Origin of the sequence: Micromonospora zamorensis (genome assembly GCF_900090275.1) — a bacterium.
In the GTDB taxonomy this organism is placed as follows: Bacteria; Actinomycetota; Actinomycetes; order Mycobacteriales; family Micromonosporaceae; genus Micromonospora; species Micromonospora zamorensis.
Genome location: NZ_LT607755.1, coordinates 5,511,514 through 5,535,579 on the forward strand (window position 1 = coordinate 5,511,514; position 24,066 = coordinate 5,535,579).

Consider the following 24,066-nt stretch of genomic DNA (forward strand, 5'->3'; position numbering starts at 1 on the left):
ACGACGTCGGGGAGGGGCCTCCCTCGTAGGTAGTGAGGAGATGTCCGTGACGGGTATCCGCAAGGTGTTGGCCGCCGTTCTCGTCGGGCTGGCCCTGACCCTGTTCTCCGCTGCCCCGGCGGCCGCTCAGGCCGACAAGCTCAAACTGACGGTGGCCGGTGACGGGGCTGAGGGGGTCACCATCCAGGCCGTCTACGCCGACGGCCGCCGGCTGGACCAGGTGGTGCGGTTGGTCCTCACCGCCACCGGCCCGGACGGGCAGAAGGTCGGGCCGGTGCAACTGGAGCCACAGCCCGAGGGGCAGGGCTTCTACAGCAGCGGCCCGGTGCTCTCCGCCGGCAAGTGGAAGGTCACGGTCAAGTCCCCCGCTCCGTTGCAGAGCGAGGCCACCGCCACGGTGCAGGCCCGGGTGGCGCAGTCCCCACCGGTGCCCGCGCCGGTCGCGGTGACCGCGCCGGACCGAACCGCCGGGGCGGGTGCCGGCTGGTGGCCGTTCGCGGCGGCCGGCCTCGTGCTCGTCGCCGCGGCGATGGGGGTGGCCATGCTCTTCGGCCGCCGCCGCACCGGTACGCAGAACGACTGATCGACTCGACATCCTTGAAGTCGGGGCTTCCCGGACCGCAGGACGCCCCGACTTCAAGGAACGCGAGTGGATCACGCGCCGGCGGGCGCCCGCCTCGCTCAGAGGATGGCGCGCAGCGCCGTCAGATCCTCGTCGCTGGGTTCCCAGGTGCCGGCGGCGGCGTTGGCCACCACCTGCTCGGGCGTGGTGGCACCGGCGATCACCGAGGTCACCGCCGGCTGGGCGGCCAGCCCACCGATCGCCACCTGGAGCATGCTCAGACCCCGCTCGGCCGCGTACGCCTCGATCGCCTCGATGGTGTCCCAGTCGGCTGCGGCGAGCCGCTCCGCGTACCGGCCACCGCCGGAGAGCCGGCTGCCGGCCGGCGGCTGACCCGAGCGCTTGTACTTACCGGTGAGCAGCCCGTTGGCGAGCGGGAAGAACGGCAGCATGCCAAGGCCGAACCGCTCGCAGGCCGGGATGACCTCGGTCTCCACCGAGCGCTCCAGCAGGCTGTAGTGGTTCTGGGCGCTGATGAAGCGGGCCCGACCGTTGGACGACGCGACCCAGTCCGCGTCGGCGATCTGCCAGCCGGCGAAGTTGGAGTTGCCCAGGTAACGCACCTTGCCGTCGCGGACCAGGTCGTCCAGGGCGGCGAGGGTCTCGTCGATCGGGGTGCCCGGGTCGGGCTCGTGCATCTGGTAGAGGTCGATGTGGTCGGTGCCGAGCCGGCGCAGCGACGCCTCCACGGCACGGGCGATGTAGCGCCGCGAACCCCGGGCACCGAAGTCCGGCCCGTTCAGGCCGTTCATGTCCATGCCGAACTTGGTGGCCACCACCACGTCGTCCCGGCGCCCCTTGAGCGCCTGCCCGAGCAGCTCCTCGGAGCCGCCCTGCGGTTCGCCATAGATGTCGGCGGTGTCGAAGAGGTTGATCCCGGCGTCCAGGGCGGCGTCCACCACCGCGCGCGTGCCGTCGAGGTCGAGCTTGCGGCCAAAGTTGTTGCAGCCGATGCCGACCACGGACACCACGAGCCCGGAGTCGCCCAACCGGCGATAGGTCATCTCAGTCACGAGATCCACCCTATGCCCGCCGGACGCGGCGGGCCCGGGGACCGCTCAGCCCACGTCCCAGACTGGCTCCGGAGTCTCGACCACCTCGTTGTCGCCCCGGAACAGCACAAACCGATCGAACGAGCGGGTGAACCAACGGTCGTGGGTGACCGCGATCACCGTCCCGTCGAACGCGTTCAGACCCGCCTCCAGTGCCTCCGCGCTGGCCAGGTCGAGGTTGTCGGTGGGTTCGTCGAGCAGCAGCAGGGTCGCCCCGGACAGCTCCAGCAGCAGCACCAGGAACCGGGCCTGCTGCCCGCCGGAGAGCGTGCCGAAGCGCTGGTCGCCCTGCGCGGCCAACTCGTAGCGGCTGAGCACCCCCATCGCGGCGTGCCGGTCCATCCCGGTGCGATGCTCGTCACCCCGCCAGAGGACCTCGACCAGGGTCTTCGACATCAGCTCCGGCCGGTCATGGGTTTGGGAGAAGTGACCGGGTCGGACCCGGGCACCGAGGCGGGCCGTGCCGTCGTGCGCCACCGGGGCGAGCGCGCCCGCCCCGTCGACCGGCCCGTTCGCCGGGTCGGGGTCGGTGCCGCCCCGGGCCAGCAACCGCAGGAAGTGCGACTTGCCGCTGCCGTTGGCACCGAGCACCGCCACCCGGTCGCCGTACCAGATCTCCAGATCGAAGGGGAAGGTCAGGCCGTCGAGCTCAAGCCGCTCGCAGATGACAGCGCGCTTGCCGGTCCGCCCGCCGCTCAGCCGCATCCGGATGTCCTGGTCCTTCGGGGGTACGGGCGGCGGCCCGGCCTCCTCGAACTTGCGCAGCCTGGTCTGCGCGGCCTGGTAGCGCGAGGCCAACCCGTCGTTGTACGCGGCCTTCTGCTTGTACATCAGCATCAGCTCGCGCAGCTTCTGGTGTTCCTCGTCCCAGCGACGACGCAGCTCGTCGAGGCGGGCGTGCCGGGCCACCCGGGCGGAGTGCCAGCTGGCGAAGCCACCCGGGTGCACCCAGGCGCTGCCACCCTCGACGGCGACCACCCGGTCGGCGCTCTGGGCCAGCAGCTCGCGGTCGTGCGACACGTAGAGCACCGACTTGGTCGACTCGCGCAGTCGCGCCTCCAACCAGCGTTTGCCGGGCACGTCGAGGAAGTTGTCCGGCTCGTCGAGCAGCAGCACCTCGTCCGGGCCGCGCAGCAGCAGCTCCAACGCGAAGCGCTTCTGCTGGCCACCGGAGAGGGTGCGCACCGGCCGGTCCCGCACGGTGTCCCAGGGCAGGCCGAGCACGATTGTCGCGACGGTGTCGAAGAGCACCTCGGCGTCGTACCCGCCGGCCTCGCCCCAGGCGCCGAGCGCGTCGGCGTACGCCAACTGGGCCTTGCCCGCGGCGTTGCTGAACTTGCCGTGGGCCTCGGCCGTCCGCATGGCTGTCTCGGTCTCGCCGAGCCGGCGGCCGGCGTCGCGCAGCGCGGGCGGGGCCAGCGACAGGGCGAGGTCGGCGAGCGTCGACTCGTCCCCGATCATGCCGATGAACTGGCGCATGACGCCCAGCCCACCGGCGCGCGCGACGACACCGCTCCGCACCGGCAGGTCACCGGCGACCATTCGCAGCAGCGTCGTCTTCCCCGCGCCGTTCGGGCCGACCAGGGCGACCTTGGCGCCCTCCCCGACCCGGAACGACACGTCGGCGAAGAGTTCCCGACCGTCGGGCAGGATGTGCCCGACCCCTGCCACGTCCACGTATCCCACGCGGGGATCCTGCCCCAGCGAGGGGCGGAGGGTATATCCAATTACCGGGTGACTCGCAGCACCCGGAAGCCCTTCTGGCTGGCGTGCCGCTCCACCTGCCAGCTCTGCTCGGTGAGCCAGCGTTGCAGCGAGTCGCCGCCGAGGTGCCGGGCGACGACCAGCCAGCCGACACCGTCCGGCGCGAGGCGGGGCAGCCACCGCAGCAGCAGGTCGTGCAGCCCGTCCTTACCGATCCGAATGGGAGGGTTGGACCAGATCTGGGCGAACGAGACGTCGGCCGGCACGTCGTCCGGCGCGCTGACCCGGACCCGGTCGCCGGCGCCGATCCGGACCGCGTTGGCGGCGGTCAGCTCGCGGGCCCGGGCGTTGACGTCGACGGCCCAGACGGTGCTCGCGGGCGCGAGGTCGGCCAGCACGCAGCTGATCGGCCCGAACCCGCAGCCCAGGTCGAGCAGGTCGCCGCTGGTGTCGGCTGCGGGCAGCTCGGCCTTGCGCAGCAGGACCGCCGTGCCCGGGTCGAGCCGGCTGGCGGAGAAGACCCCGCCGGCCGAGGCGAGCCGGTAGTCGCGGTCGGCGACGGAGAACTCGATCTCGCGCGCCGGGGCGTCGCTGGCAGGCTGCGCGGTGAAGTAGTGGTCGCCGGTCACGCCGGCAATTCTCGCACCGGCCCGGGCCGGCCATGACACGGCCTACGCACACATTTCCTGGATATTATCCCCAAAAGGGACAATGGCTCTTACTCTGGGCGACATGGTGTATCGGTACGAGTCCGATGAGGACGCTTTCGAGGAGTACCCGGAGCCCGGGTCCGACCTGTCGGTGCTCGGCGCCGGTCCGCCCCCGCCCGCCGGGCCCTCTCCGTCGCGCTTCCCCACGCCGTCGCTGCCGCGAGCGAACCAGCTCTCGCTGCCGTCGTCGTCGCCACCCCCGCCACCACCGCCACGGCCGGCTCGTGCCGAGACGCCGCCCGCCACGCCCCGCGGCCACGTCTACAGCTCCGCGTCGCCGATCGAGCCATCAGCCCGACGCGGCGGCGGCCGACTGTGGCAGGTGCTGATCGGCGGCGCAGCCGTCCTGGTGCTGCTCGCCCTCTGCGGCCTGGGCGCCGCCGCGCTGCTCGACAACCGCGACCAGCAACCGCAGGCCACCCCGACGTTCCAGCCGAACGCCGCCCCGACGTCCGCCGCGGCGCAACGGCTCACCCTGGACTCCCGGGACACCGACCAGGCCCCGCTCACCGCCAAGGAACTCTTCGCCGGCAAGGAGTTGAAGCTCAACGACGGCCAGCCGAGCTACGAGGTCGTCAAGACCCAGTCCAGCGCCAGCTGTGCCGTCGCCGCCACCGGCGAGGTCGCCGACCTGCTGGTCCGACTCGGCTGCAACCAGATCGTCCGGGCCACGCTGCGGACACCCGACGGGGACCACCTGGTCACCGCCGGCCTGTTCAACCTCACCGACAAGGTCAGTGCGGAACGGGCCCGGGACCGGATCCGGCCGCTGCTCGACGAACGGCAGGGCCGGTTCCGTGGCCTCACCGCCGGCGAGGGCGACGGCACCGACGTGCTGGCCAGCGCCCCGGCGCGGGTGGGCTGGCAGGTCCGGGGCCACTACCTGGCGTACGCGCTGGTGGTCCAGAAGGACGGCTCGGCGATCAAGGCGGGAGACGCCAAGGTCGGCGAGATCCTGTTCGACATGATCGAGCTGCACCTCAGCCGGGGGGTGTTGCAACAGCGGGCCGACGGTGGCAGCGCCGGACAGCCGACGGCGGCGCCGACCGGCAGCAGCGGAACCCAGGGTGGCAGCACCGACGACGGCGAACTGCCGGGCAACTGACCGGCACGCCGTCGACGGTCAGCCCTCGACCGGGACCCGCAGCCGGCGGGTGAGGTCGGCACGGCGGGCGTAGTCGGCCGGGTCGGCCGGGTAGCCGACCGCGACGAGGGTCAACCCGCGCGCCGGGGCCACTGTCACCTCACTGGAGCGAACCTCACTGGTGAGCAGGCTGCCTGGCCACTCGACCGGGCGGCGGCCGTCGCCCGCCACCAGCATCGCCCCCACCAGGCTGCGCACCATCGCCTGGCAGAACGCGTCGGCCTGCACGGTGGCCACCAGGATGCCGTCCGGGTCGCGACGCCAGTCCAGCCGGGTCACCTCACGCAGTGTGGTCGCGTTCTCCTTGCGCCGGCAGTACGCGGCGAAGTCGTGCTCACCGACCAGACCGCTCGCCGCGGCGTTCAGCGCGGCCAGGTCCAGGGGCTTGGGCCAGGCCAGCACCTCGTGCCGCCGCAGCGGCTCCGCACCGAAGGGCGCGTCGGTGACCCGGTACTCGTAGCGCCGGAAGGTGGCCGAGAACCGGGCGTCGAAGTCGGACGGCACCTCGGTCATCGCCCGTACGCGTACGTCGGTGGGGAGCAGGCGGGCCAGCCGACGCAGCAGCCGCCCCTCGTGCTCCCGCCACACGTCGACGGGCAGGTCCAGGTGGCACACCTGCCCGGTGGCGTGCACTCCCGCGTCGGTCCGCCCGGCCACCGTCAGCCCGGTGGCCGTACCGGCGCCGAGGACGAGGTCCAGGGTCTCGACCAGCACCCCCGCGACGGTGCGCCGGGTGGGCTGGGCGGCCCAGCCGGAGAAGCCCGTGCCGTCGTACGAGACGTCCAGCCGCAGCCGGATCCGCTCGTCCACCTCGTACCTCCTGTCATGGGTCGGGCCCGACACCCCGATGGGGTGCCGGGCCCGACGTTGCCCTTGATCAGGCCTTGTTCTCGGTGGCCTCGTCGCTGTCCTCGCGAGCGGCGTCGGTGTCACCGGACGCCGACACCGGCGCCTCGGAGTCCTGGTCGGCCGGGGCCGACTTCGGGGTCTCGTCGGCCGGGGCGAGCGCCTCGACCTTGTCCTGCTGCGCGGCCTTGCGGGCGGCGGTCTTCTTGTTCGCCTTCGGCTCGGCGACCTGAAGCTCCTCCACCAGCTCGATGATGGCCATCGGCGCGTTGTCACCCTTGCGCGGACCGGTCTTCACGATCCGGGTGTAACCGCCGGGGCGGTTGGAGTACCGGGGCGCGATCTGGTCGAACAGGGCGTAGACCACGTCCTTGTCCTTGACGACACCCAGCACCCGCCGCCGCGAGGCGAGGTCACCGCGCTTGGCCTTGGTGATGAGCTGCTCGGCCAGCGGACGCAGCCGCCGAGCCTTCGTCTCGGTGGTCTGGATCTTGCCGTGCTGGAACAGCGCGGTCGCCAGGTTGGCGAGCATCAGCCGCTCGTGCGAGGGGCTGCCGCCGAGGCGGGGGCCCTTGGTGGGCGTGGGCATTTTTGGTGCTCCTCAGTTGTGGCGGCAGCGCGGACTAGAGCTGCTCGGTCTCGCGGTAGTCGTCGGTGTCGTAGTCGGCCTCGCCGAAGGTGTCCACGACGTGCGCCGGGTCGAAGTTCGGAGCCGAGTCCTTCAGCCCGAGACCCATCCCGGCGAGCTTCATCTTGACCTCGTCGATCGACTTCTGCCCGAAGTTGCGGATGTCGAGGAGGTCGGCCTCGGTACGCCCGATGAGCTCACCAACGGAGTTGATGCCCTCGCGCTTGAGGCAGTTGTAGGAGCGGACGGTGAGGTCCAGCTCCTCGATCGGCAGTGCGAGGTCCGCCGCCAGCTGGGCGTCCTGCGGGGACGGCCCGATGTCGATGCCCTCGGCGGTCTCGTCCAGCTCCCGGGCCAGCCCGAACAGCTCGACCAGCGTCGAACCGGCGGAGGCCAGCGCGGTACGCGGACCCATCGACGGCTTGGTCTCGACGTCGATGATCAGCCGGTCGAAGTCGGTGCGCTGCTCGACACGGGTCGCCTCGACGCGGTAGGTCACCTTCAGCACCGGCGAGTAGATCGAGTCGACCGGGATGCGGCCGATCTCGGCGCCGGACTGCTTGTTCTGCGCCGCCGTCACGTAGCCCCGGCCCCGCTCGACGGTCAGCTCCATGTCGAGCCGGCCCTTGCCGTTGAGGGTGGCGAGCTTGAGATCCGGGTTGTGCACCGAGACGCCGGCCGGCGGCTGGATGTCCCCCGCGGTCACGTCGCCCGGGCCCTGCTTGCGCAGGTACATGCTGACCGGCTCGTCGTGCTCGGAGCTGACGCACAGCTCCTTGATGTTCATGACGAGCTCGACCACGTCCTCCTTGACACCGGGGATCGTGGTGAACTCGTGCAGCACGCCGTCGATCTTGATCGAGGTGACGGCCGCGCCCGGGATCGACGACAGCAGCGTGCGCCGCAGCGAGTTGCCCAGGGTGTAGCCGAAGCCCGGCTCCAGCGGCTCGATGGCGAACCGGGACCGGGTCTCGTTGATCGACTCCTCGGACAGGGAGGGTCGCTGGCTGATGAGCATCTTTTCTCTTCTCTTCCGGGGCGCCCGCTATTTGACGCCCACGACACAAACTGTTCCGGTGGCCCGCCCCCGGGAGGGCGGGCCACCGAACGAGCTCGGACTACTTGGAGTAGAGCTCGACGATCAGCTGTTCCTGGACCTGCGTGTCGATGACCTGCCGGGCCGGGAGGGAGTGCACGAGCACCTTCATCTGGCTCGGGATGGCCTCAAGCCACGCCGGAACCGTCTTCGAGCCGGCCTGAGCCTGCGCGACGATGAACGGGGTGAGCTCCTTGCTCTTGCCCCGAACCTCGATGATGTCGTGCTCCTTGACGCGGTACGACGGGATGTCGACCTTCTTGCCGTTCACCGTGAAGTGACCGTGCTTGACCAGCTGGCGGGCCATGTCCCGCGAGTGGGCGTAGCCGGCCCGGTAAACGACGTTGTCCAGCCGCGACTCGAGGATCTGCAGGAGGACCTCACCGGTCTTGGCCTGCTTGCCAACGGCTTCCTCGTAGTAACCGCGGAACTGCTTCTCCAGCACGCCGTAGACACGACGGGCCTTCTGCTTCTCGCGGAGCTGGAGCAGGTACTCCGTCTCCTTCGTGCGGCCGCGGCCGTGCTGCCCGGGCGGGAACGGCCGGGACTCGAACGGGCACTTCGGACCATCGCACTTGCTGCCCTTGAGGAACAGCTTCATCTTCTCCCGCCGGCAACGGCGGCAGTCTGCACCGGTGTAACGAGCCATCTCTCTCTACCTCTCAGACCCGGCGACGCTTCGGCGGACGGCACCCGTTGTGCGGCTGCGGGGTGACGTCGGCGATCTGCCCGACCTCGAGGCCCACGGCCTGCAGCGAACGGATGGCGGTTTCCCGGCCGGAGCCGGGGCCCTTGACGAACACGTCGACCTTGCGCATGCCGTGCTCCATGGCGCGACGCGCGGCAGCCTCGGCGGCCAGCTGCGCGGCGAACGGAGTCGACTTGCGGGAGCCCTTGAAGCCCACCTGGCCAGCGGAGGCCCAGGAGATGACCGCACCGGTCGGGTCCGTGATGGACACGATGGTGTTGTTGAACGTGCTCTTGATGTGCGCCTGCCCGTGGGCGACGTTCTTGCGTTCCTTGCGCCGGACCTTCTTGACAGCGGCTCCGGCACGAGCCTTCGGTGGCATAAGTCTGTGCGCTCCTAGTTGACTTTCCGGATTGGGTTGCGGCCTGACCCACCTCGGCGGCGGCCGACCCCGTCATCCGGTTAAGAACTACTTCTTGCCGGGCTTCTTCTTGCCGGCGACGGTCCGCTTCGGGCCCTTGCGGGTCCGTGCATTGGTCTTGGTCCGCTGGCCACGCACGGGCAGACCCCGGCGGTGCCGGATGCCGGCGTAGCAGCCGATCTCAACCTTGCGGCGGATGTCAGCGGCGACCTCGCGGCGCAGGTCGCCTTCAACCTTGTAGTTGCCCTCGATGTGGTCGCGGAGCTGCACGAGCTCCTCGTCCGTGAGGTCCCGAGCGCGCTTGTCCGGCGAGATGCCGGTAGCGGCGAGTGTCTCCTGGGCGCGGGTGCGACCGAGCCCGAAGATGTAGGTGAGCGCGATTTCCATCCGCTTCTCGCGGGGGAGATCCACGCCGACTAGACGTGCCATGTGCGGGCGTACTCCTCATGATGTGTGGCGGAGGTGTGGACCCGTCCCATCCCGCTACCGACTGTCCCGTCCTTCCGACGCGGTGAGCGCCGGCGACCGGGAACGGTCGCTGCCCGAGCGGGCCCCGGCCTCCGACCGGGGGTCAGCCACGCAGGAGTACGTCTCGCGTACCGCTCGTGGCTGGGACGAGCATGTGTGATGTGTGTGTCGCTGAGGATCCGCCTGGACCAACGCCACCCGGCCGGTGTTACGGCCGGACGGGCTGAGTCAGCCCTGGCGCTGCTTGTGGCGCGGGTCGCTGCAGATGACCATGACCCGGCCGTGCCGGCGGATAACCCGGCACTTCTGGCAGATCCTCTTGACGCTCGGCTTGACCTTCACGGTTGCCTTACTTCCCATCTGGCCCGGGGACGCGCGTTGCACGACACCAGACGTCGAAGACGGACACGGGACTTCCCGGTCGTCGTCAGGACTACTTGTAGCGGTAGACGATGCGCCCGCGGGTCAGGTCGTACGGCGAAAGTTCGACGACGACCCGGTCCTCCGGAAGGATGCGGATGTAGTGCTGCCGCATCTTGCCGCTGATGTGAGCCAACACCTTGTGGCCGTTCGCGAGCTCCACCCGGAACATGGCGTTCGGCAGGGGCTCGATGACCCGACCCTCGATCTCAATGGCTCCGTCTTTTTTCGGCATGTCCTCCGCTGTCCTGACGTCGATTGCTCCGGGCGGCCCACAACGTCTTACACGGAAATCTGATCAGAATCAGAAGACCGCGCCAGCCGCGGCTCCAGGTCCCACCGAAGCGCAGGGTGGGCATGCCGGAGTGGACGCTGTGCGCCGATCTGAAAGTGTACGCCGGCCTGCACTCGCACGCCAAACCGGCCACCCACCCACCCCCGCCCCCCACCCCCGGGGCCCCACCCGTAGCCTCGTTGATCATGAAGTTAGCGTCACGACACGCCGGGAACGGCGGCGATAACCTCATGATCGACGGGCGGGGTGTGTGGGGTCTGGGGGATTGGTTGGGGTTGGGGGTCAGGGGGTTGGTGGGGGATTTTCTGGGTTGGTGGTGGGGGGTTTGCGCTTTGCCCGTTTGCGCTGTCGCTTGACCGCTTGGCGCCTTGGCTCTCCCCCGGCCAGCCCGGTGACCGTCTGCACCGCCAGCACCGCGCCCCACGGCCCCGCCACCCAGGCCGGCCAGAAGTAGAGCAGGTCCTGACTGAGCAGCGACGTCACCGCCCAGATGGTCACCACGATCGCGATCACCTTCAGGTACGGCAGCCACACCTCGGCCAGCCAGCGGGCCGTGACGCCGCGCGCCACCGGCGCAGGCTGGTCACCGACACTCGGCGGGGGCAGCCGGGGTGAGCGGCGACAGCGCCGAACGCTCCACCGACGCAACCGGCGGCAGGTCGGTCAGCAGCCCGTCCAACTCGGCGTACGTGCGCGCGGCGTAGGCACGCTGCAACCGCTCGTCATACTCGTGCAGATCCAGCCGACCCTCGTTGAGGGCGACCCGTAACCGGTCGGCCACCGCCGTACGGTCCGAGTCCGAGGCTCGCATCCCGTCGCGCCCGTCCATGCCGGCAAGCATGCCACCGTCACGCCAGTCATGTCCCACCCCAGGGCTCGGTCGATCATGAGGTTATCGCCACCGGCGCCGGCGTGTCGTGACCACAACTTCATGATCAACGGGCGGTGCCGGGGGTGGAGGCCCTGGGTGTGGGAGGTTTTCAGGGGGTTTTGGAGGCGGCGGGTTGGCGGGCGGTCACCAGGTCGCCCAGGCGGGCCCGGCCGCCGTCGAACGCGGTCAGCACCCAGACCCCGTCCGGCAGCAGAGCCATCGAATGCTCGACGTGCGCCGCCACCGAGCCGTCGCGGGTCACCACCGTCCACCCGTCGGACAACTCGACAGTACGCGGGGACGCCATCGTGATCATCGGCTCGATGGCCAACGCCATGCCGGTGACCAGGCGTGGGCCCTTGCCCGGCCGACCGTGGTTGAGCACGTGCGGGTCCTGGTGCATCTCGGTGCCGATGCCGTGCCCGCCATAGCCGTCGACGATGCCGTACCGGCCACCCTTGCGGACGGCGGTCTCTACCGCGTGCGAGATGTCGGTGAGTCGGCCCTTGCCGCTGGCCGCACCGCGAGCGGCGGCGGCGATGCCGGCCCACATCGCGTCCTCGGCGACCGCGGCCATCTTCAGCAGAGCCGGGTCGACCTCGCCGACCCCGACGGTGATCGCAGAGTCGCCGTGCCACCCGTCCAGGACCGCACCGCAGTCGATCGAGATCAGGTCACCGGCCTGTAGCACCTGCTTCGGCGACGGGATGGCATGCACGATCTGCTCGTTGACCGAGGAACAGATCGACGCCGGGAAACCGTGGTAGCCCTTGAACGACGGAACGCCACCTGCCTCGCGGATGGTCGACTCGGCGATGGCATCCAGATCGGCGGTGCTCACGCCGGGGGCGACAGCCTCCCGCATCCGGCGGAGCGCCTCGGCGACCACCAGCCCGGCGGCCCGCATCTTCTCGATCTGGTCAGGGGTCTTCAGCTGGATGTCCAGCTGGGGACGACGCATGGAGCGATTACCTTTCGTTGCCGAACAGCGGGGCACATAACGCGTACCCCGCTGTTCGCACTCTATCCGCCGTGGCCCGGCCGGACCTCAGCCGCCGTACGACCGCAGGGCGTCGATGGCCCGGGTGGTCACGTCCTCCACCGGGCCGGTGGCGTCGATCCCGACCAACTTGCCCTGAGCGCCGTAGTAGTCGACCAGGGGTGCGGTCTTCTCGCTGTATTCGCGGAGCCGCGTCGCGATCGTCTCCGGCTTGTCGTCGTCGCGCTGGAACAGCTCGGCGCCGCACCGGTCACAGATGCCGGGCCTGGTCGTGGCGTCGAACTCGACGTGCCAGATCTTGCCGCAACCCCGGCAGGTGCGCCGGCCGGAGAGCCGCCGGATCACCTCGTCGTCGTCGACCACCAGCTCCAGGACCAGATCGAGCGCGGTGCCCAGGTCAGCGAGGAGCTTGTCCAGAGCGGCCGCCTGCGGAGTGGTCCGCGGGAAACCGTCGAGAAGGAAACCCTCGCTGGCGTCGGGCTCGGCCAGCCGGTCCCGGACCATGTTGATGGTGACCTCGTCCGGAACCAGCTCGCCCGCGTCCATGTAGCGCTTCGCCTCGACCCCGAGCGGCGTGCCCTGGGTGACGTTCGACCGGAAGATGTCTCCGGTCGAGATCTTCGGCACCGAGAGGTGCGCGGCGATGAACTCGGCCTGTGTGCCCTTGCCCGCCCCCGGCGGGCCAACCAGAACGAGTCTCATCTACCGCAGGAACCCTTCGTAGTTCCGCTGCATGAGTTGGCTCTCGATCTGCTTAACGGTCTCCAGACCGACGCCGACCATGATGAGCACAGCGGTGCCGCCGAACGGGAAGTTCTGGTACTGCTGGTTGTCCAGCCAGATGAAGAAGAAGTTCGGCAGGATCGAGATGACGCCCAGGTAGAGCGCGCCCGGCAGGGTGATCCGACTGAGGATGAAGTCCAGGTAGTCGGCGGTCGGCTTGCCCGGGCGGATGCCCGGCACGAACCCGCCGTACTTCTTCATGTTGTCCGCGACCTCGGTCGGGTTGAACGTGATCGAGACGTAGAAGTACGTGAAGAAGATGATCAGCAGGAAGTAGACCGCGATGTAGATCGGGCTGCTCGGGTTGACCAGGTTGTTCTGGATCCACGCCTGGGTCTTGCCCGGGTCGGTCTGATCGAAGAACTGCAGGGCCAGCTGCGGCAGGTAGAGCAGCGACGAGCCGAAGATGACCGGGATGACACCCGCCTGGTTGACCTTCAACGGGATGTAGGTCGAGGTGCCGCCGTACATCCGCCGGCCGATCATCCGCTTGGCGTACTGCACCGGAATGCGGCGCTGCGCCTGCTCGATGAAGGTGACCGCGGTGATGACCACCAGGACCAGCGCGATGACCAGGGCGAACATGTCCCAGCCCTTGCTGGTCTTGATCTGCCAGCCCTCGCTGGGCAGCCGCGCCGCGATCGAGGTGAAGATCAGGACGGACATGCCGTTGCCGACGCCGCGGTCGGTGATCAGCTCACCGAGCCACATGACCATGCCGGTGCCGGCGGTCATCGTCATCACCAGGATGGTCAGGGTCAGCCAGTCCGGGATGCCGGTGCCGGTGGGGATGATCGGGAACTGGTCGCACTTGTTCTGGAACAGCTGCCCGGAGCGGGCCAGGGCCACGAAGGCCGAGGCCTGGAGCACACCGAGGCCGAGGGTCAGGTAGCGCGTGTACTGCGTGATCTTCGCCTGACCGGCCTGGCCCTCCTTGCGGAGCTGCTCCAGACGCGGGATCACGACGGTCAGCAGCTGCAGGATGATCGACGCGGTGATGTAGGGCATGATGCCCAGCGCGAAGACCGAGAGCTGTAGCAGCGCTCCGCCGGAGAAGAGGTTGAGCAGGTTCACCACCCCGGTGGTGTCACCCTGGATGGTGTCGAGGCACTTCTGCACGTTGCCGTACGAGACGCCCGGGCTGGGGAGCGTCGCGCCCAGCCGGTAGACCGCAATGATGCCTACTGTGAACAGCAGCTTCTTGCGCAGGTCAGGCGTACGGAACGCACTGAGAAAGGCGGACAGCAACTTCTTCCTCCTGCGCGAGGCGGGCCGCCGGTGATCCCTGGCGGGTCGGGGTGGATCACGGGCGAGCGCCCGCAATCCATGGCTGGGATGGGACTCTAACAGCCCCACCCCGGTCCGGGCAGATGCGCCCGACTACATAAATCGATTCCGATATTACCGGGCGCTAAGGCCCCAGGCAGACCATGGCGCCCGTCCAGTTGCTCACAACTGAACGGGCGCCATGGGTTGTACGCCTTACAGCTCGGTGGCGGAGCCACCGGCAGCAGCGATCTTCTCCTTGGCCGACGCACTGAACGCGTGCGCAGACACCTGGAGCGCCACACCGCCGAGATCCCCGGTGCCGAGGACCTTGACCGGGTGACCCTTGCGGACCGCGCCGGACTCGACGAGCTCCAGCGGGCCGACCTGACCACCATTCGGGAACAGCTCAGCGAGCCGGTCCAGGTTGACCACCTGGAAGACGACCTTGAACTTGTTCTTGAAGCCCTTCATCTTCGGAAGGCGCATGTGGATGGGCATCTGCCCACCCTCGAACGCCGCCGAGATGTTCTTACGGGCCTTGGAACCCTTGGTACCGCGACCAGCGGTCTTGCCCTTGGAACCCTCACCGCGACCCACACGGGTCTTCGCGGTCTTGGAACCGGGCGCCGGGCGCAGGTGGTGAACCTTGATCGTCATTACTCGACCTCCTCGACCTTCACGAGGTGGCTCACAGTGAAGATCATGCCGCGGATCTCGGGCCGGTCCTCCTTGACCACCACGTCGTTGATCCGCTTGAGACCGAGCGAACGCAGCGACTCACGCTGGTTGTGCTTGGTCCCGATACCGGACCGGAGCTGGGTGACCTTCAGACGTGCCATCAGCGAGCCACCCCCGCACGCGACGCCAGCATGGCTGCCGGCGCGACGTCCTCCACCGGCAGACCACGACGCGCCGCGACCTGCTCGGGGGACTCAAGCCCCTTCAGGGCCGCCACGGTGGCGTGCACGATGTTGATCGGGTTCGACGAGCCGAGGCTCTTCGAGAGCACGTCGTGGATCCCGGCGCACTCCAGCACGGCGCGCACCGGACCACCGGCGATGACACCCGTACCGGCCGATGCCGGCTTGAGCAGCACGACGCCAGCGGCGTCCTCACCCGTGATCGGGTGCGGGATCGACTGGCCGATCCGCGGAACCTTGAAGAAGTGCTTCTTGGCCTCCTCGACACCCTTGGCGATGGCCGCGGGCACCTCCTTGGCCTTTCCGTAGCCCACGCCGACCGTGCCGTCGCCGTCGCCCACGATCACCAGGGCGGTGAAGCTGAAGCGACGACCACCCTTCACGACCTTGGCGACGCGGTTGATCGCGACGACCCGCTCAAGGTGCGGGGTCTTCTCGACGGGCGCGTTTCCGCGGCCGCCCTCACGGCGGTTGTCGCGGCGACCACCCTCGTTGCCACCGGACCCGCCGCCACGGCGCTGTTGACCTGGCATCAGCAGCCTTCCTTATCTCTCGTGACGGGGTTGTTAGAACTCGAGCCCGGCTTCGCGGGCGGCGTCGGCAAGCGCGGCGACTCGCCCCGCGTACCGGTTGCCACCGCGGTCGAAGACGACCTTGGAGACGCCGGCGGCCTTGGCCCGCTCGGCGAGCAGCGCGCCCACCTTGCCGGCCAGGGCGCTCTTGTCGCCCTCCGTACCACGCAGCGAGGCGTCCAGGCTCGACGCCGACGCCAGGGTGTGACCCTTGGTGTCGTCGACGACCTGGGCAACCATGTGCCGCAGCGAGCGGGTGACGACCAGGCGCGGACGCTCGGCCGTACCACTGACGTTCTTGCGGACGCGGAAGTGCCGACGCGCACGCCCGACGGCGCGCTTGGCGGCAACGCCGCGGCGGCGCTTGAGCAGCGTGGCGCTCACTTCTTACCTGCCTTTCCAGCCTTGCGGCGGATGACCTCGCCCTGGTACTTCACGCCCTTGCCCTTGTAGGGCTCCGGCGGGCGGATCTTCCGGATGTTGGCGGCGACCTCACCGACCTGCTGCTTGTCGATGCCAGCCACGTGGAACAGGGTCGGCCGCTCCACCGTGAAGGTGATGCCCGCCGGGGCGGGGACGACCACCGGGTGCGAGAACCCGAGCGCGAACTCGAGGTCCGAACCCTTGGCGGTGACCCGGTAACCGGTGCCGGCGATCTCCAGGCTCTTGCGGTAGCCCTCGGTGACACCGACGATCATGTTGGCGACCAGCGTACGGCTCAGGCCGTGGAGTTCCTTGGCCTTGCGCTCGTCGTTCGGCCGGTTGACGCTCAGCTGCCCATCCTCGGCCCGCTCGACCGTGATCGGCTCGGCGAGGGTGTGCTCAAGCTGGCCCTTCGGGCCCTTGACCTTGACGGTCTGCCCGTCGATCGTGATGTCGACGCCGGCTGGCACCGGGATCGACTTACGTCCAATTCGCGACATTTCTACCAGTCTCCCGTTACCAGACGAAGGCGAGGACTTCCCCGCCAACACTCCGCTTGCGGGCCTGCCGGTCGGTCAGCAGCCCCTGGGACGTCGAAATGATCGCCACGCCCAGCCCACCGAGCACCCGCGGGAGCCCGTCCGACTTGGCGTACACCCGGAGACCGGGCTTGGACACGCGCTTGATGCCGGCCAGGCTCCGCTCGCGGCTCTGGCCGTACTTCAGCTCGACGACCAGTCGCTTGCCGACGGCGCCCTCTTCGGGCTCCTCGACCGACCAGGCAGCGATGTAACCCTCGGCCTTCAAGACCTCGGCGATGTTCGCCTTGATCTTGGAGTAGGGCATCTTCACCTGATCGTGGTACGCCTGGTTGGCGTTACGCAGACGCGTGAGCATGTCTGCGATCGGGTCGGTCATCGTCATGGATTTCGTCAGCCTTTCTCGCCGGGGTTCCCCGGGCATCAGCCCCGGGCCTACGGCGAAGAGCAATACCTAATCGGTGCAGGAGTTCCCGGCCGACGGCCGGGACGCGGTCGCCCTTACCAGGAAGCCTTGGACACGCCCGGCAGCTCACCGCGGTGAGCCATCTCCCGGATGCAGACCCGGCAGAGCCCGAACTTGCGGTAGACCGCCTTCGGACGCCCGCACCGCTGGCAGCGGGTGTACGCGCGAACCGAGAACTTCGGCTTCGCGGCCGCCTTGATGATCAGCGCCTTCTTGGCCATCTCAGTTCTCCTTGAACGGGAAGCCCAGGAGCTTGAGCAGCGCCCGGCCCTCGTCGTCGGTCGTGGCGGTCGTGACCACCGTGATGTCCATGCCCCGCTGGCGATCGATCCGGTCCTGGTCGATCTCGTGGAACACCGACTGCTCGGTCAGACCGAACGTGTAGTTGCCGTGCCCGTCCAGCTTGCGCCCGTCCAGGCCGCGGAAGTCGCGGATACGCGGCAGCGCGATGGAGAGCAGCCGGTCCAGGAACTCCCACATCCGGTCGCCACGAAGGGTGACCTTCGCGCCGATCGGCATGCCCTCGCGGAGCTTGAACTGCGCGATGGACTTGGTCGCCCGCCGCACCTGCGGCTTCTGGCCGGTGATCGTGGCGAGGTCACGGACCGCGCCGTCGATCAGCTTGGCGTCGCGAGCAGCCTCGCCGACACCCATGTTGACGACGACCTTGACCAGCCGCGGCACCTGCATGGGGTTGCCGTAACTGTGCTGCTCACGCAGCTGGGCCACGATCTCGTTGCGGTACCGCTCCTTGAGGCGCGGCAGGGTCTTTTCGGTAGCCGTGGTCATCACAGGTCCTTACCGGTGCTACGCGCGATGCGGACCTTCTGGCCGTTGTCGTCGAACCGGTAACCGACGCGGGTCGGCTTGCCGTCGGAGTCCAGGACCTGCACGTTCGAGACGTGGATCGGGGCCTCCTGAGTGACGATGCCGCCGGTCTTGGCGCCACGCTGGGTGGTGCTGATACGGGTGTGCTTCTTGACCCGGTTCACGCCCTCGACCAGGACCTTGTCCTGCCGCGGGTAGGCCGCGATGACCTTGCCCTTGGCACCCTTGTCCTTGCCGGCGATGATGACGACCGTGTCGCCCTTCTTGACCTTCACGGTCACAACACCTCCGGCGCGAGGGAGATAATCTTCATGAACCGCTTGTCCCGCAGCTCCCGGCCCACCGGGCCGAAGATGCGGGTACCACGCGGGTCCCCGCCGTCCTTGATGATGACGGCGGCGTTCTCGTCGAAGCGGATGTACGAGCCGTCCGGCCGACGCCTCTCCTTGGCGGTGCGAACGACGACTGCCTTGACGACATCGCCCTTCTTCACACCGGCACCCGGGATCGCGTCCTTGACCGTGGCCACAATGACGTCGCCGATGCTCGCGTAGCGCCGACCCGAGCCACCGAGAACCCGGATGCACAGGATCTCCCGAGCACCCGTGTTGTCGGCGACGCGCAGTCGCGACTCCTGCTGAATCACGTCTATCTCCTATGTCTGCCGGTTCTCCGGCCGCCGTAGCGGCCGGCCGGAGCCTGGCGGAACCTACGCCCGACGCAACGCCGGGCTCGAGCCTTCGCTACTTGGCCTTTTCCAGGATCTCCACGATCCGCCAACGCTTGGTGGCGCTCAGCGGCCGGGTCTCCATGATGAGAACCCGGTCGCCGGTGCCAGCGGCGTTCTGCTCGTCGTGCACCTTCAGCTTGGCCGTACGGCGCATGATCTTGCCGTACAGCGCGTGCCGAACCCGGTCCTCGACCTCGACCACGACGGTCTTGTCCATCTTGTCGCTGATCACCAGGCCCTCGCGGACCTTGCGGCGCGACCGCGCGGCGGCGGTGGCGGTCTCTTCGGTCATGATGCAGTCACCTCAGTCGGCGCGGCCGAGAGCCCCAGCTCACGCTCACGCATGATCGTGTAGATCCGGGCAATCTCCCGACGGATGACCTGCAGCCGCCGGTTGTTGTCCAGCTGCCCGGTTGCGGCCTGCACGCGGAGGTTGAACAGCTCCGCCTTGGCCTCCCGCAGCTTCGTGACCAGCTCCTCTTCGGAGAGCTCACGCAGCTCGGTCGCCTTAACGCCCGCTGCCATCAGGATTCACCCACTTCGCGCGTAACAATGCGGCACTTCATCGGGAGCTTGTGGATCGCGCGACGCATGGCCTCTCGCGCGATCTGCTCGTTGGGGAAGGACATCTCGAAGAGAACCCGCCCCGGCTTGACGTTGGCGACCCACCACTCGGGCGAACCCTTACCGGAACCCATCCGGGTCTCGGCAGGCTTCTTGGTGAGGGCCTGGTCCGGGAAGATCGTGATCCAGACCTTGCCACCACGCTTGATGTGGCGAGTCATCGCGATACGTGCCGACTCGATCTGCCGGTTCGTCACGTACGCCGGCTCGAGAGCCTGGATCCCGAACTCGCCGAAGACCACCCGGTTACCACCCTTGGACGCGCCACTGCGGTCCGGGTGGTGCGGCTTGCGGAAGCCCTTCGGGGGCTTGCGCGGCATCAGCATCTGTCAGCCCTCCTGCTGCGTTTCTGCCGGCTGAGTCGCGGCCGGAGCGGTAGCCGTTGCGGCGACAGCTGCGCTGTCGACCGGCTCGCCACTCGGCGTCTCGGCCTGCTGCGCGATGGTGGTCGCAGCAGCCCGGCCGGCCTCGGTGCCACCAGCCGTGGTGCCGGACGAACCCGACCGACCACGGCGCGGACGCTCGGGACGGTCGCCACGCTCACCACGACGCGGGCGGGACGGACCGGCCTCGGCCGGAGCCTCCCGGCCCGGAACGGCGTCGCCCTTGTAGATCCAGACCTTGACACCGATCCGGCCGAACGTCGTACGGGCCTCGAAGAAGCCGTACTCGATGTTGGCCCGCAGCGTGTGCAGCGGAACCCGGCCCTCACGGTAGAACTCGGTCCGGCTCATCTCGGCGCCGCCGAGGCGACCCGAGACCTGAACCCGAATGCCCTTGCAGACCGGGTTCTTCATCGCCGACTGCATCGCCTTGCGCATCGCCCGACGGAAGCTGACCCGGCTGGACAGCTGCTCGGCCACGCCCTGCGCAACCAGCTGGGCGTCCGACTCGGGGTTCTTCACCTCGATGATGTTCAGCTGAACCTGCTTGCCGGTGAGCTTCTCCAGCTCGCCGCGGATCCGGTCGGCCTCCGCGCCCTTACGGCCGATGACAATGCCCGGCCGGGCGGTGTGGATGTCGACGCGAACCCGGTCGCGGGTGCGCTCGATGTCGACCTTGGAAATCCCGGCACGCTCGAGGCCCTTGGACATCATGCGGCGGATCTTGACATCCTCGCCGATGTAGTCCTTGTAGAGCTTGTCCGCGAACCAGCGGGACTTCCAGTCGGTCGAGATGCCGAGCCGGAACCCAGTGGGGTGAACCTTCTGACCCATTACTCGGCGTCCTCCGTCTTGCTCTGCGCTTCGGCCGGTGCGGCCTCCGTGGCCGGGGCGGCCTTCTTCGCCGCGGCCTTCCTCGGCGCTGCCGGCGCGACCGCTTCGACCGCCACAGTGATGTGGCAGGTGCGCTTGCGGATTCGGTACGCCCGACCCTGCGCCCGCGGCTGGAACCGCTTCATCGTCGGGCCCTCGTCAACGAAGGCCTCGCTGACGAGCAGCGCGTCAGGGTCCAGCCGCTCGTTGTTCTCCGCGTTGGCGATCGCGCTAGCGAGCACCTTGTACACCTGCTCGCTCGCAGCCTGCGGCGCGAACTGCAGCACCGTTAGCGCCTCCTTCGCGGGCAGGCCGCGGACGAGGTTGACCACCCGGCGCGCCTTCATCGGCGAGATGCGCACGTGCCGCGCAACCGCCCGCGCGCCCGGAAGCACCGGAGCGTCGCCCTTTCCTGGCATCGCTGTAACCCCTTGTTCCCTCTATCCGTATGCCCGCGGCGTCAGCGCCGACGGCTCTTCCGGTCGTCCTTCTCGTGACCCTTGAACGTGCGGGTCAGCGCGAACTCGCCGAGCTTGTGCCCGACCATCGCCTCGGTCACGAACACCGGGACGTGCTTACGTCCGTCGTGCACGGCGATCGTGTGCCCCAGCATCTCGGGGATGATCGTCGAGCGCCGCGACCAGGTCTTGATCACGTTCTTGGAACCCTTGTCGTTCTGTACTTCCACCTTCTTGAGCAGGTGGTCGTCGACGAACGGGCCCTTCTTCAGGCTGCGAGGCATGTCTTATCTCCCTCAGCCGCGCTTACGCGTGGCGTAGCGGCGGCGGACGATCAGCCGGTCACTCGGCTGGCCCTTACGGCGGGTGCGGCCCTCGGGCTTACCCTGCGGGTTGACCGGGTGGCGACCACCGGAGGTCTTACCCTCACCACCACCGTGCGGGTGGTCGACCGGGTTCATGGCGACACCACGGACGGTCGGGCGCTTGCCCTTCCACCGCATCCGGCCGGCCTTGCCCCAGTTGATGTTCGACTGGTCGGCGTTGCCGATCTCGCCGACGCTCGCGCGGCAGCGCACGTCCACCCGCCGGATCTCGCCGGACGGCATACGCAGGGTCGCGTACGCGCCCTCGCGGCCGAGCAGCTGGATGCCGACGCCGGCGGAACGAGCCAGCTTGGCCCCGCCACCCGGACGCAGCTCCACGTTGTGGATCGTGGTGCCGACCGGGATGTTGCGCAGCGGCAGGTTGTTGCCGGGCTTGATGTCGGCGCCCGGACCGGACTCGACGCGGTCGCCCTGCTTCATGTCCTTCGGCGCGATGATGTACCGCTTCTCGCCGTCGGCGTAGTGCAGCAGCGCAATGCGCGCCGTGCGGTTCGGGTCGTACTCGATGTGAGCGACCTTCGCCGGCACGCCGTCCTTGTCGACCCGCTTGAAGTCGATCAGACGGTACTGGCGCTTGTGACCGCCGCCGTGGTGCCGCGTGGTGATCCGGCCGTGGGCGTTACGCCCGCCCTTCTTCGGCAACGGAGCCAGCAGCGACTTCTCCGGCGTGGACCGGGTGATCTCGGCGAAGTCAGCGACGCTGGAGCCACGTCGGCCCGGCGTCGTCGGCTTGTACTTACGGATAGCCATTGTCTACACCCCTCAGCTGACCGGGCCGCCGAAGGCCTCGATGCGGTCACCGTCAGCCAGCTTCACGATCGCCCGCTTGGTCGCCTTGCGCTGACCGAAGCCGGTCTTGGTGCGCTTGCGCTTACCCTGGCGGTTGAGCGTGTTGACCGTCAGGACGCGGACGTTGAAGATCTGCTGGATAGCGATCTTGATCTCGGTCTTGTTCGCGTCCGGGTGCACCAGGAAGGTGTACCAGTTCCGGTTCAGCTCGCTGTAGCTCTTCTCCGAGACGACCGGCGCGACGATGATGTCGCGCGGGTCGGCGATGGTGCTCACTTGCCACCCTCCTCGGTGGTCTCGGCGGGCACGCCCAGGAATTCGTCCAGGGCGTCCTTGGTGAAGACCACGTCGTCGGCCACCAGCACGTCGTACGTGTTCAGCTGGCCGGACTCGATCAGGTGCACCCGCGGCTCGTTGCGCAGCGACACCCAGTTCAGTTCGTCGGTGCTGCTCAGCACGACCAGGACCCGACGGGCCTCGGTGAGCTTGGTCAGCGTGGCCAGGGCCGCCTTGGTCGACGGCTTCTCGCCCGAGACGAACGCCTCGACGACGTGCACCTGCCCGGCGCGTGCCCGGTCGGAGAGGGCACCCCGCAGAGCGGCGGCCTTCATCTTCTTCGGGGTCCGCTGGCTGTAGTCGCGCGGCACGGGACCGTGCACGACGCCACCGCCGGCGAACTGCGGCGCGCGGATCGAGCCCTGGCGGGCGCGACCGGTGCCCTTCTGCTTGTACGGCTTCTTGCCGCCACCGGCGACCTCGCCGCGGGTCTTGGCCTTGTGCGTGCCCTGTCGGGCCGCCGCGAGCTGGGCCACCACGACCTGGTGCATCAGCGCGACGTTGGCCTGCACGTCGAAGATGTCCGCCGGCAACTCGACCGAGCTGCTGGTGGTGCCTTCGACGGTGCGCACGTCAACGGTGGTCACTTGGCCGCACCGCCCTTCTTCACCTTGCTCTTGGCCGCGGTCCGGACCAGAACCAGCGCGCCCTTGGGACCAGGAATGGCACCCCGGACGAGCAGCAGGTTGTTCTCGGTGTCGACCGCCTGGACGGTGAGGTTCTGCACGGTGTACCGCACGCCACCCATCCGGCCGGCCATCCGGGTGCCCTTGAAGACACGACCCGGAGTGGCGCAGGCGCCGATGGAGCCGGGCGAGCGGTGCTTGCGCTCGACACCGTGGCCGGCGCCCAGACCGTGGAAGCCGTGCCGCTTCATCGGGCCGGCGTAGCCCTTGCCCTTGGTCTTGCCGGTGACGTCGATCGTGAGGCCGGCCGGGAACTCCTCGACCGTGACTTCCTGGCCGAGCGAGTATTCCCCAGCGTCCGTGGTGCGCAGCTCGACGATGTGCCGGCGCGGCGCCACGTCCGCCTTGGCGTAGTGGCCGCTGATCGGCTTCTTGACCTTGCGCGGGTCGATGATGCCGTACGCCAGCTGGACCGCTGAGTAACCGTCCTTCTCGGCGCTACGAACCTGGCTGATGACGCACGGGCCGGCCTCGACCACGGTCACGGGAACAACACGGTTGTTGTCCCAGACCTGGGTCATGCCGAGCTTGGCGCCCAGGATCCCCTTGACTTGCCTGTCCATTTGTCCGGTCCCTACAGCTTGATCTCGATGTCGACGCCAGCCGGCAGGTCGAGGCGCATGAGCGAGTCGACCGTCTTCGGGGTCGGGTCGATGATGTCGATCAGCCGCTTGTGCGTGCGCATCTCGAAGTGCTCGCGCGAGTCCTTGTACTTGTGCGGCGAGCGGATAACGCAGAAACGGTTGATCTCCGTGGGCAGCGGCACCGGGCCCGCGACCTGCGCCCCGGTGCGCGTCACCGTCTCGACGATCTTCCGAGCCGAGGAGTCGACGACCTCGTGGTCATAGGCCTTGAGCCGGATGCGGATCTTCTGTCCCGCCATGGTGGCTTCTGTTCCTTCTCTCGATGCCGCTGTGTTGCGGGCGCCTGTACCGGCTGGTACAGGCCCACTTCGCCGACCCCCGCGGTCGGGCGTGTCGCGCCCTCGGATCGGGCTCCGCCCCGTGGTTCCGGAGCGGTGCTGACCGCGCGGTGG

The 24,066-nt window shown here is 68.8% G+C and carries 37 protein-coding genes and 1 pseudogene; 2 read left to right on the top strand and 36 right to left on the bottom strand.

Features of this window, described 5'->3' with window-relative positions:
* The first annotated feature begins 40 nt into the window (after window positions 1–40).
* Window positions 41–583 carry a hypothetical protein gene (locus GA0070619_RS24445; RefSeq protein WP_231927144.1) on the top strand — a complete coding sequence of 181 codons (543 nt, stop codon included), beginning with the start codon at window positions 41–43 and terminating at the stop codon, window positions 581–583.
* 98 nt (window positions 584–681) lie between these two features.
* Here the strand turns inward: GA0070619_RS24445 and GA0070619_RS24450 are convergent, their stop codons facing one another.
* From GA0070619_RS24450 to GA0070619_RS24460, 3 genes are read right to left on the bottom strand one after another with little or no spacing between them, the layout of a single operon-like run.
* Window positions 682–1,644 carry an aldo/keto reductase gene (locus GA0070619_RS24450; RefSeq protein WP_172862110.1) on the bottom strand — a complete coding sequence of 321 codons (963 nt, stop codon included), beginning with the start codon at window positions 1,642–1,644 and terminating at the stop codon, window positions 682–684.
* A gap of 36 nt (window positions 1,645–1,680) precedes the next feature.
* Window positions 1,681–3,360 (bottom strand): ABC-F family ATP-binding cassette domain-containing protein, encoded by a 1,680-nt coding sequence (locus GA0070619_RS24455; protein ID WP_088950221.1) that lies wholly within the window; start codon window positions 3,358–3,360, stop codon window positions 1,681–1,683.
* Between the two features lie 41 nt (window positions 3,361–3,401).
* Window positions 3,402–4,007, bottom strand: a complete 606-nt coding sequence (locus GA0070619_RS24460; RefSeq protein WP_088950222.1) for a class I SAM-dependent methyltransferase — start codon at window positions 4,005–4,007, stop codon at window positions 3,402–3,404.
* Between the two features lie 103 nt (window positions 4,008–4,110).
* Between GA0070619_RS24460 and GA0070619_RS24465 the strand changes: the two genes are divergently transcribed.
* The gene (locus tag GA0070619_RS24465) at window positions 4,111–5,193 is read left to right on the top strand and encodes a hypothetical protein (protein ID WP_231927145.1); all 1,083 of its coding nucleotides are present in this window, start codon (window positions 4,111–4,113) and stop codon (window positions 5,191–5,193) included.
* A gap of 18 nt (window positions 5,194–5,211) precedes the next feature.
* Here GA0070619_RS24465 and truA read toward each other — a convergent pair whose 3' ends face one another.
* From truA to rpsJ, 33 genes and pseudogenes are all read right to left on the bottom strand, one after another.
* On the bottom strand, window positions 5,212–6,042 hold the full coding sequence (truA, locus tag GA0070619_RS24470; protein ID WP_088950224.1) for a tRNA pseudouridine(38-40) synthase TruA: 831 nt from the start codon (window positions 6,040–6,042) through the stop codon (window positions 5,212–5,214).
* 67 nt (window positions 6,043–6,109) lie between these two features.
* Window positions 6,110–6,667 (bottom strand): 50S ribosomal protein L17, encoded by a 558-nt coding sequence (gene rplQ / locus GA0070619_RS24475; protein WP_088950225.1) that lies wholly within the window; start codon window positions 6,665–6,667, stop codon window positions 6,110–6,112.
* A 34-nt stretch (window positions 6,668–6,701) separates the two neighbouring features.
* Complete coding sequence (locus GA0070619_RS24480; protein ID WP_007465227.1) at window positions 6,702–7,724, bottom strand: DNA-directed RNA polymerase subunit alpha; 1,023 nt, start codon at window positions 7,722–7,724, stop codon at window positions 6,702–6,704.
* Window positions 7,725–7,824: 100 nt separating this feature from the next.
* Window positions 7,825–8,451, bottom strand: a complete 627-nt coding sequence (gene rpsD, locus GA0070619_RS24485) for a 30S ribosomal protein S4 (protein ID WP_030489600.1) — start codon at window positions 8,449–8,451, stop codon at window positions 7,825–7,827.
* A gap of 13 nt (window positions 8,452–8,464) precedes the next feature.
* Window positions 8,465–8,872 carry a 30S ribosomal protein S11 gene (gene rpsK, locus GA0070619_RS24490; RefSeq protein ID WP_030329919.1) on the bottom strand — a complete coding sequence of 136 codons (408 nt, stop codon included), beginning with the start codon at window positions 8,870–8,872 and terminating at the stop codon, window positions 8,465–8,467.
* 87 nt (window positions 8,873–8,959) lie between these two features.
* Complete coding sequence (rpsM, locus tag GA0070619_RS24495; protein ID WP_088950226.1) at window positions 8,960–9,340, bottom strand: 30S ribosomal protein S13; 381 nt, start codon at window positions 9,338–9,340, stop codon at window positions 8,960–8,962.
* Between the two features lie 267 nt (window positions 9,341–9,607).
* Window positions 9,608–9,721 (bottom strand): 50S ribosomal protein L36, encoded by a 114-nt coding sequence (gene rpmJ / locus GA0070619_RS24500; RefSeq protein ID WP_088952025.1) that lies wholly within the window; start codon window positions 9,719–9,721, stop codon window positions 9,608–9,610.
* Between the two features lie 91 nt (window positions 9,722–9,812).
* Window positions 9,813–10,034 carry a translation initiation factor IF-1 gene (gene infA / locus GA0070619_RS24505; protein WP_007073013.1) on the bottom strand — a complete coding sequence of 74 codons (222 nt, stop codon included), beginning with the start codon at window positions 10,032–10,034 and terminating at the stop codon, window positions 9,813–9,815.
* A 342-nt stretch (window positions 10,035–10,376) separates the two neighbouring features.
* A pseudogene (locus GA0070619_RS33965) lies at window positions 10,377–10,905 on the bottom strand (DUF1707 SHOCT-like domain-containing protein).
* A gap of 169 nt (window positions 10,906–11,074) precedes the next feature.
* Entirely contained in the window at window positions 11,075–11,926 is an 852-nt protein-coding gene (map, locus tag GA0070619_RS24515; protein WP_088950227.1) for a type I methionyl aminopeptidase, read from the bottom strand.
* Between the two features lie 87 nt (window positions 11,927–12,013).
* Window positions 12,014–12,667, bottom strand: a complete 654-nt coding sequence (locus GA0070619_RS24520) for an adenylate kinase (RefSeq protein ID WP_088950228.1) — start codon at window positions 12,665–12,667, stop codon at window positions 12,014–12,016.
* Window positions 12,668–13,996 carry a preprotein translocase subunit SecY gene (gene secY, locus GA0070619_RS24525; RefSeq protein ID WP_088950229.1) on the bottom strand — a complete coding sequence of 443 codons (1,329 nt, stop codon included), beginning with the start codon at window positions 13,994–13,996 and terminating at the stop codon, window positions 12,668–12,670.
* Between the two features lie 234 nt (window positions 13,997–14,230).
* Window positions 14,231–14,674, bottom strand: coding sequence for a 50S ribosomal protein L15 (rplO, locus tag GA0070619_RS24530; protein ID WP_088950230.1), 444 nt, complete (start codon window positions 14,672–14,674; stop codon window positions 14,231–14,233).
* Window positions 14,674–14,856, bottom strand: a complete 183-nt coding sequence (gene rpmD / locus GA0070619_RS24535; protein ID WP_007465262.1) for a 50S ribosomal protein L30 — start codon at window positions 14,854–14,856, stop codon at window positions 14,674–14,676. The genes rplO and rpmD overlap by 1 nt, the downstream gene beginning before the upstream one ends.
* Window positions 14,856–15,470 carry a 30S ribosomal protein S5 gene (gene rpsE / locus GA0070619_RS24540; RefSeq protein WP_088950231.1) on the bottom strand — a complete coding sequence of 205 codons (615 nt, stop codon included), beginning with the start codon at window positions 15,468–15,470 and terminating at the stop codon, window positions 14,856–14,858. The genes rpmD and rpsE overlap by 1 nt, the downstream gene beginning before the upstream one ends.
* Window positions 15,471–15,503: 33 nt before the next feature.
* A complete protein-coding gene (gene rplR, locus GA0070619_RS24545) occupies window positions 15,504–15,893 on the bottom strand; it encodes a 50S ribosomal protein L18 (RefSeq protein ID WP_088950232.1) in 390 nt (129 codons plus the stop codon).
* Window positions 15,890–16,432, bottom strand: a complete 543-nt coding sequence (gene rplF / locus GA0070619_RS24550; RefSeq protein WP_088950233.1) for a 50S ribosomal protein L6 — start codon at window positions 16,430–16,432, stop codon at window positions 15,890–15,892. The genes rplR and rplF overlap by 4 nt, the downstream gene beginning before the upstream one ends.
* A 16-nt stretch (window positions 16,433–16,448) precedes the next feature.
* Window positions 16,449–16,856: a 30S ribosomal protein S8 gene (gene rpsH / locus GA0070619_RS24555; RefSeq protein WP_088950234.1), complete on the bottom strand. Its 408-nt coding sequence runs from the start codon at window positions 16,854–16,856 to the stop codon at window positions 16,449–16,451.
* Window positions 16,857–16,972: 116 nt separating this feature from the next.
* Window positions 16,973–17,158: a type Z 30S ribosomal protein S14 gene (locus GA0070619_RS24560; RefSeq protein ID WP_007465272.1), complete on the bottom strand. Its 186-nt coding sequence runs from the start codon at window positions 17,156–17,158 to the stop codon at window positions 16,973–16,975.
* A 1-nt stretch (window position 17,159) separates the two neighbouring features.
* A complete protein-coding gene (gene rplE / locus GA0070619_RS24565) occupies window positions 17,160–17,726 on the bottom strand; it encodes a 50S ribosomal protein L5 (protein WP_088950235.1) in 567 nt (188 codons plus the stop codon).
* Complete coding sequence (gene rplX, locus GA0070619_RS24570) at window positions 17,726–18,046, bottom strand: 50S ribosomal protein L24 (RefSeq protein ID WP_030489591.1); 321 nt, start codon at window positions 18,044–18,046, stop codon at window positions 17,726–17,728. Before rplX ends, rplE begins: the two co-directional genes overlap by 1 nt.
* Complete coding sequence (gene rplN, locus GA0070619_RS24575; RefSeq protein ID WP_007465279.1) at window positions 18,043–18,411, bottom strand: 50S ribosomal protein L14; 369 nt, start codon at window positions 18,409–18,411, stop codon at window positions 18,043–18,045. Before rplN ends, rplX begins: the two co-directional genes overlap by 4 nt.
* A 97-nt stretch (window positions 18,412–18,508) precedes the next feature.
* The gene (gene rpsQ, locus GA0070619_RS24580; RefSeq protein ID WP_030489590.1) at window positions 18,509–18,787 is read right to left on the bottom strand and encodes a 30S ribosomal protein S17; all 279 of its coding nucleotides are present in this window, start codon (window positions 18,785–18,787) and stop codon (window positions 18,509–18,511) included.
* Entirely contained in the window at window positions 18,784–19,020 is a 237-nt protein-coding gene (gene rpmC, locus GA0070619_RS24585; RefSeq protein WP_007465283.1) for a 50S ribosomal protein L29, read from the bottom strand. Before rpmC ends, rpsQ begins: the two co-directional genes overlap by 4 nt.
* Window positions 19,020–19,445, bottom strand: a complete 426-nt coding sequence (rplP, locus tag GA0070619_RS24590; RefSeq protein ID WP_007465292.1) for a 50S ribosomal protein L16 — start codon at window positions 19,443–19,445, stop codon at window positions 19,020–19,022. The genes rpmC and rplP overlap by 1 nt, the downstream gene beginning before the upstream one ends.
* A 3-nt stretch (window positions 19,446–19,448) precedes the next feature.
* Complete coding sequence (rpsC, locus tag GA0070619_RS24595; RefSeq protein ID WP_088950236.1) at window positions 19,449–20,336, bottom strand: 30S ribosomal protein S3; 888 nt, start codon at window positions 20,334–20,336, stop codon at window positions 19,449–19,451.
* The gene (gene rplV, locus GA0070619_RS24600) at window positions 20,336–20,794 is read right to left on the bottom strand and encodes a 50S ribosomal protein L22 (RefSeq protein WP_007465297.1); all 459 of its coding nucleotides are present in this window, start codon (window positions 20,792–20,794) and stop codon (window positions 20,336–20,338) included. The genes rpsC and rplV overlap by 1 nt, the downstream gene beginning before the upstream one ends.
* A gap of 41 nt (window positions 20,795–20,835) precedes the next feature.
* The gene (gene rpsS / locus GA0070619_RS24605; RefSeq protein ID WP_007465299.1) at window positions 20,836–21,117 is read right to left on the bottom strand and encodes a 30S ribosomal protein S19; all 282 of its coding nucleotides are present in this window, start codon (window positions 21,115–21,117) and stop codon (window positions 20,836–20,838) included.
* A 12-nt stretch (window positions 21,118–21,129) separates the two neighbouring features.
* Entirely contained in the window at window positions 21,130–21,969 is an 840-nt protein-coding gene (gene rplB, locus GA0070619_RS24610) for a 50S ribosomal protein L2 (protein ID WP_088950237.1), read from the bottom strand.
* 12 nt (window positions 21,970–21,981) lie between these two features.
* A complete protein-coding gene (rplW, locus tag GA0070619_RS24615; RefSeq protein WP_007465304.1) occupies window positions 21,982–22,284 on the bottom strand; it encodes a 50S ribosomal protein L23 in 303 nt (100 codons plus the stop codon).
* Window positions 22,281–22,931, bottom strand: a complete 651-nt coding sequence (gene rplD / locus GA0070619_RS24620; RefSeq protein ID WP_007465305.1) for a 50S ribosomal protein L4 — start codon at window positions 22,929–22,931, stop codon at window positions 22,281–22,283. Before rplD ends, rplW begins: the two co-directional genes overlap by 4 nt.
* A complete protein-coding gene (rplC, locus tag GA0070619_RS24625) occupies window positions 22,928–23,593 on the bottom strand; it encodes a 50S ribosomal protein L3 (protein ID WP_088950238.1) in 666 nt (221 codons plus the stop codon). Before rplC ends, rplD begins: the two co-directional genes overlap by 4 nt.
* Before the next feature lie 11 nt (window positions 23,594–23,604).
* Window positions 23,605–23,913 carry a 30S ribosomal protein S10 gene (gene rpsJ / locus GA0070619_RS24630; protein ID WP_007073037.1) on the bottom strand — a complete coding sequence of 103 codons (309 nt, stop codon included), beginning with the start codon at window positions 23,911–23,913 and terminating at the stop codon, window positions 23,605–23,607.
* Window positions 23,914–24,066: the final 153 nt, after the last annotated feature.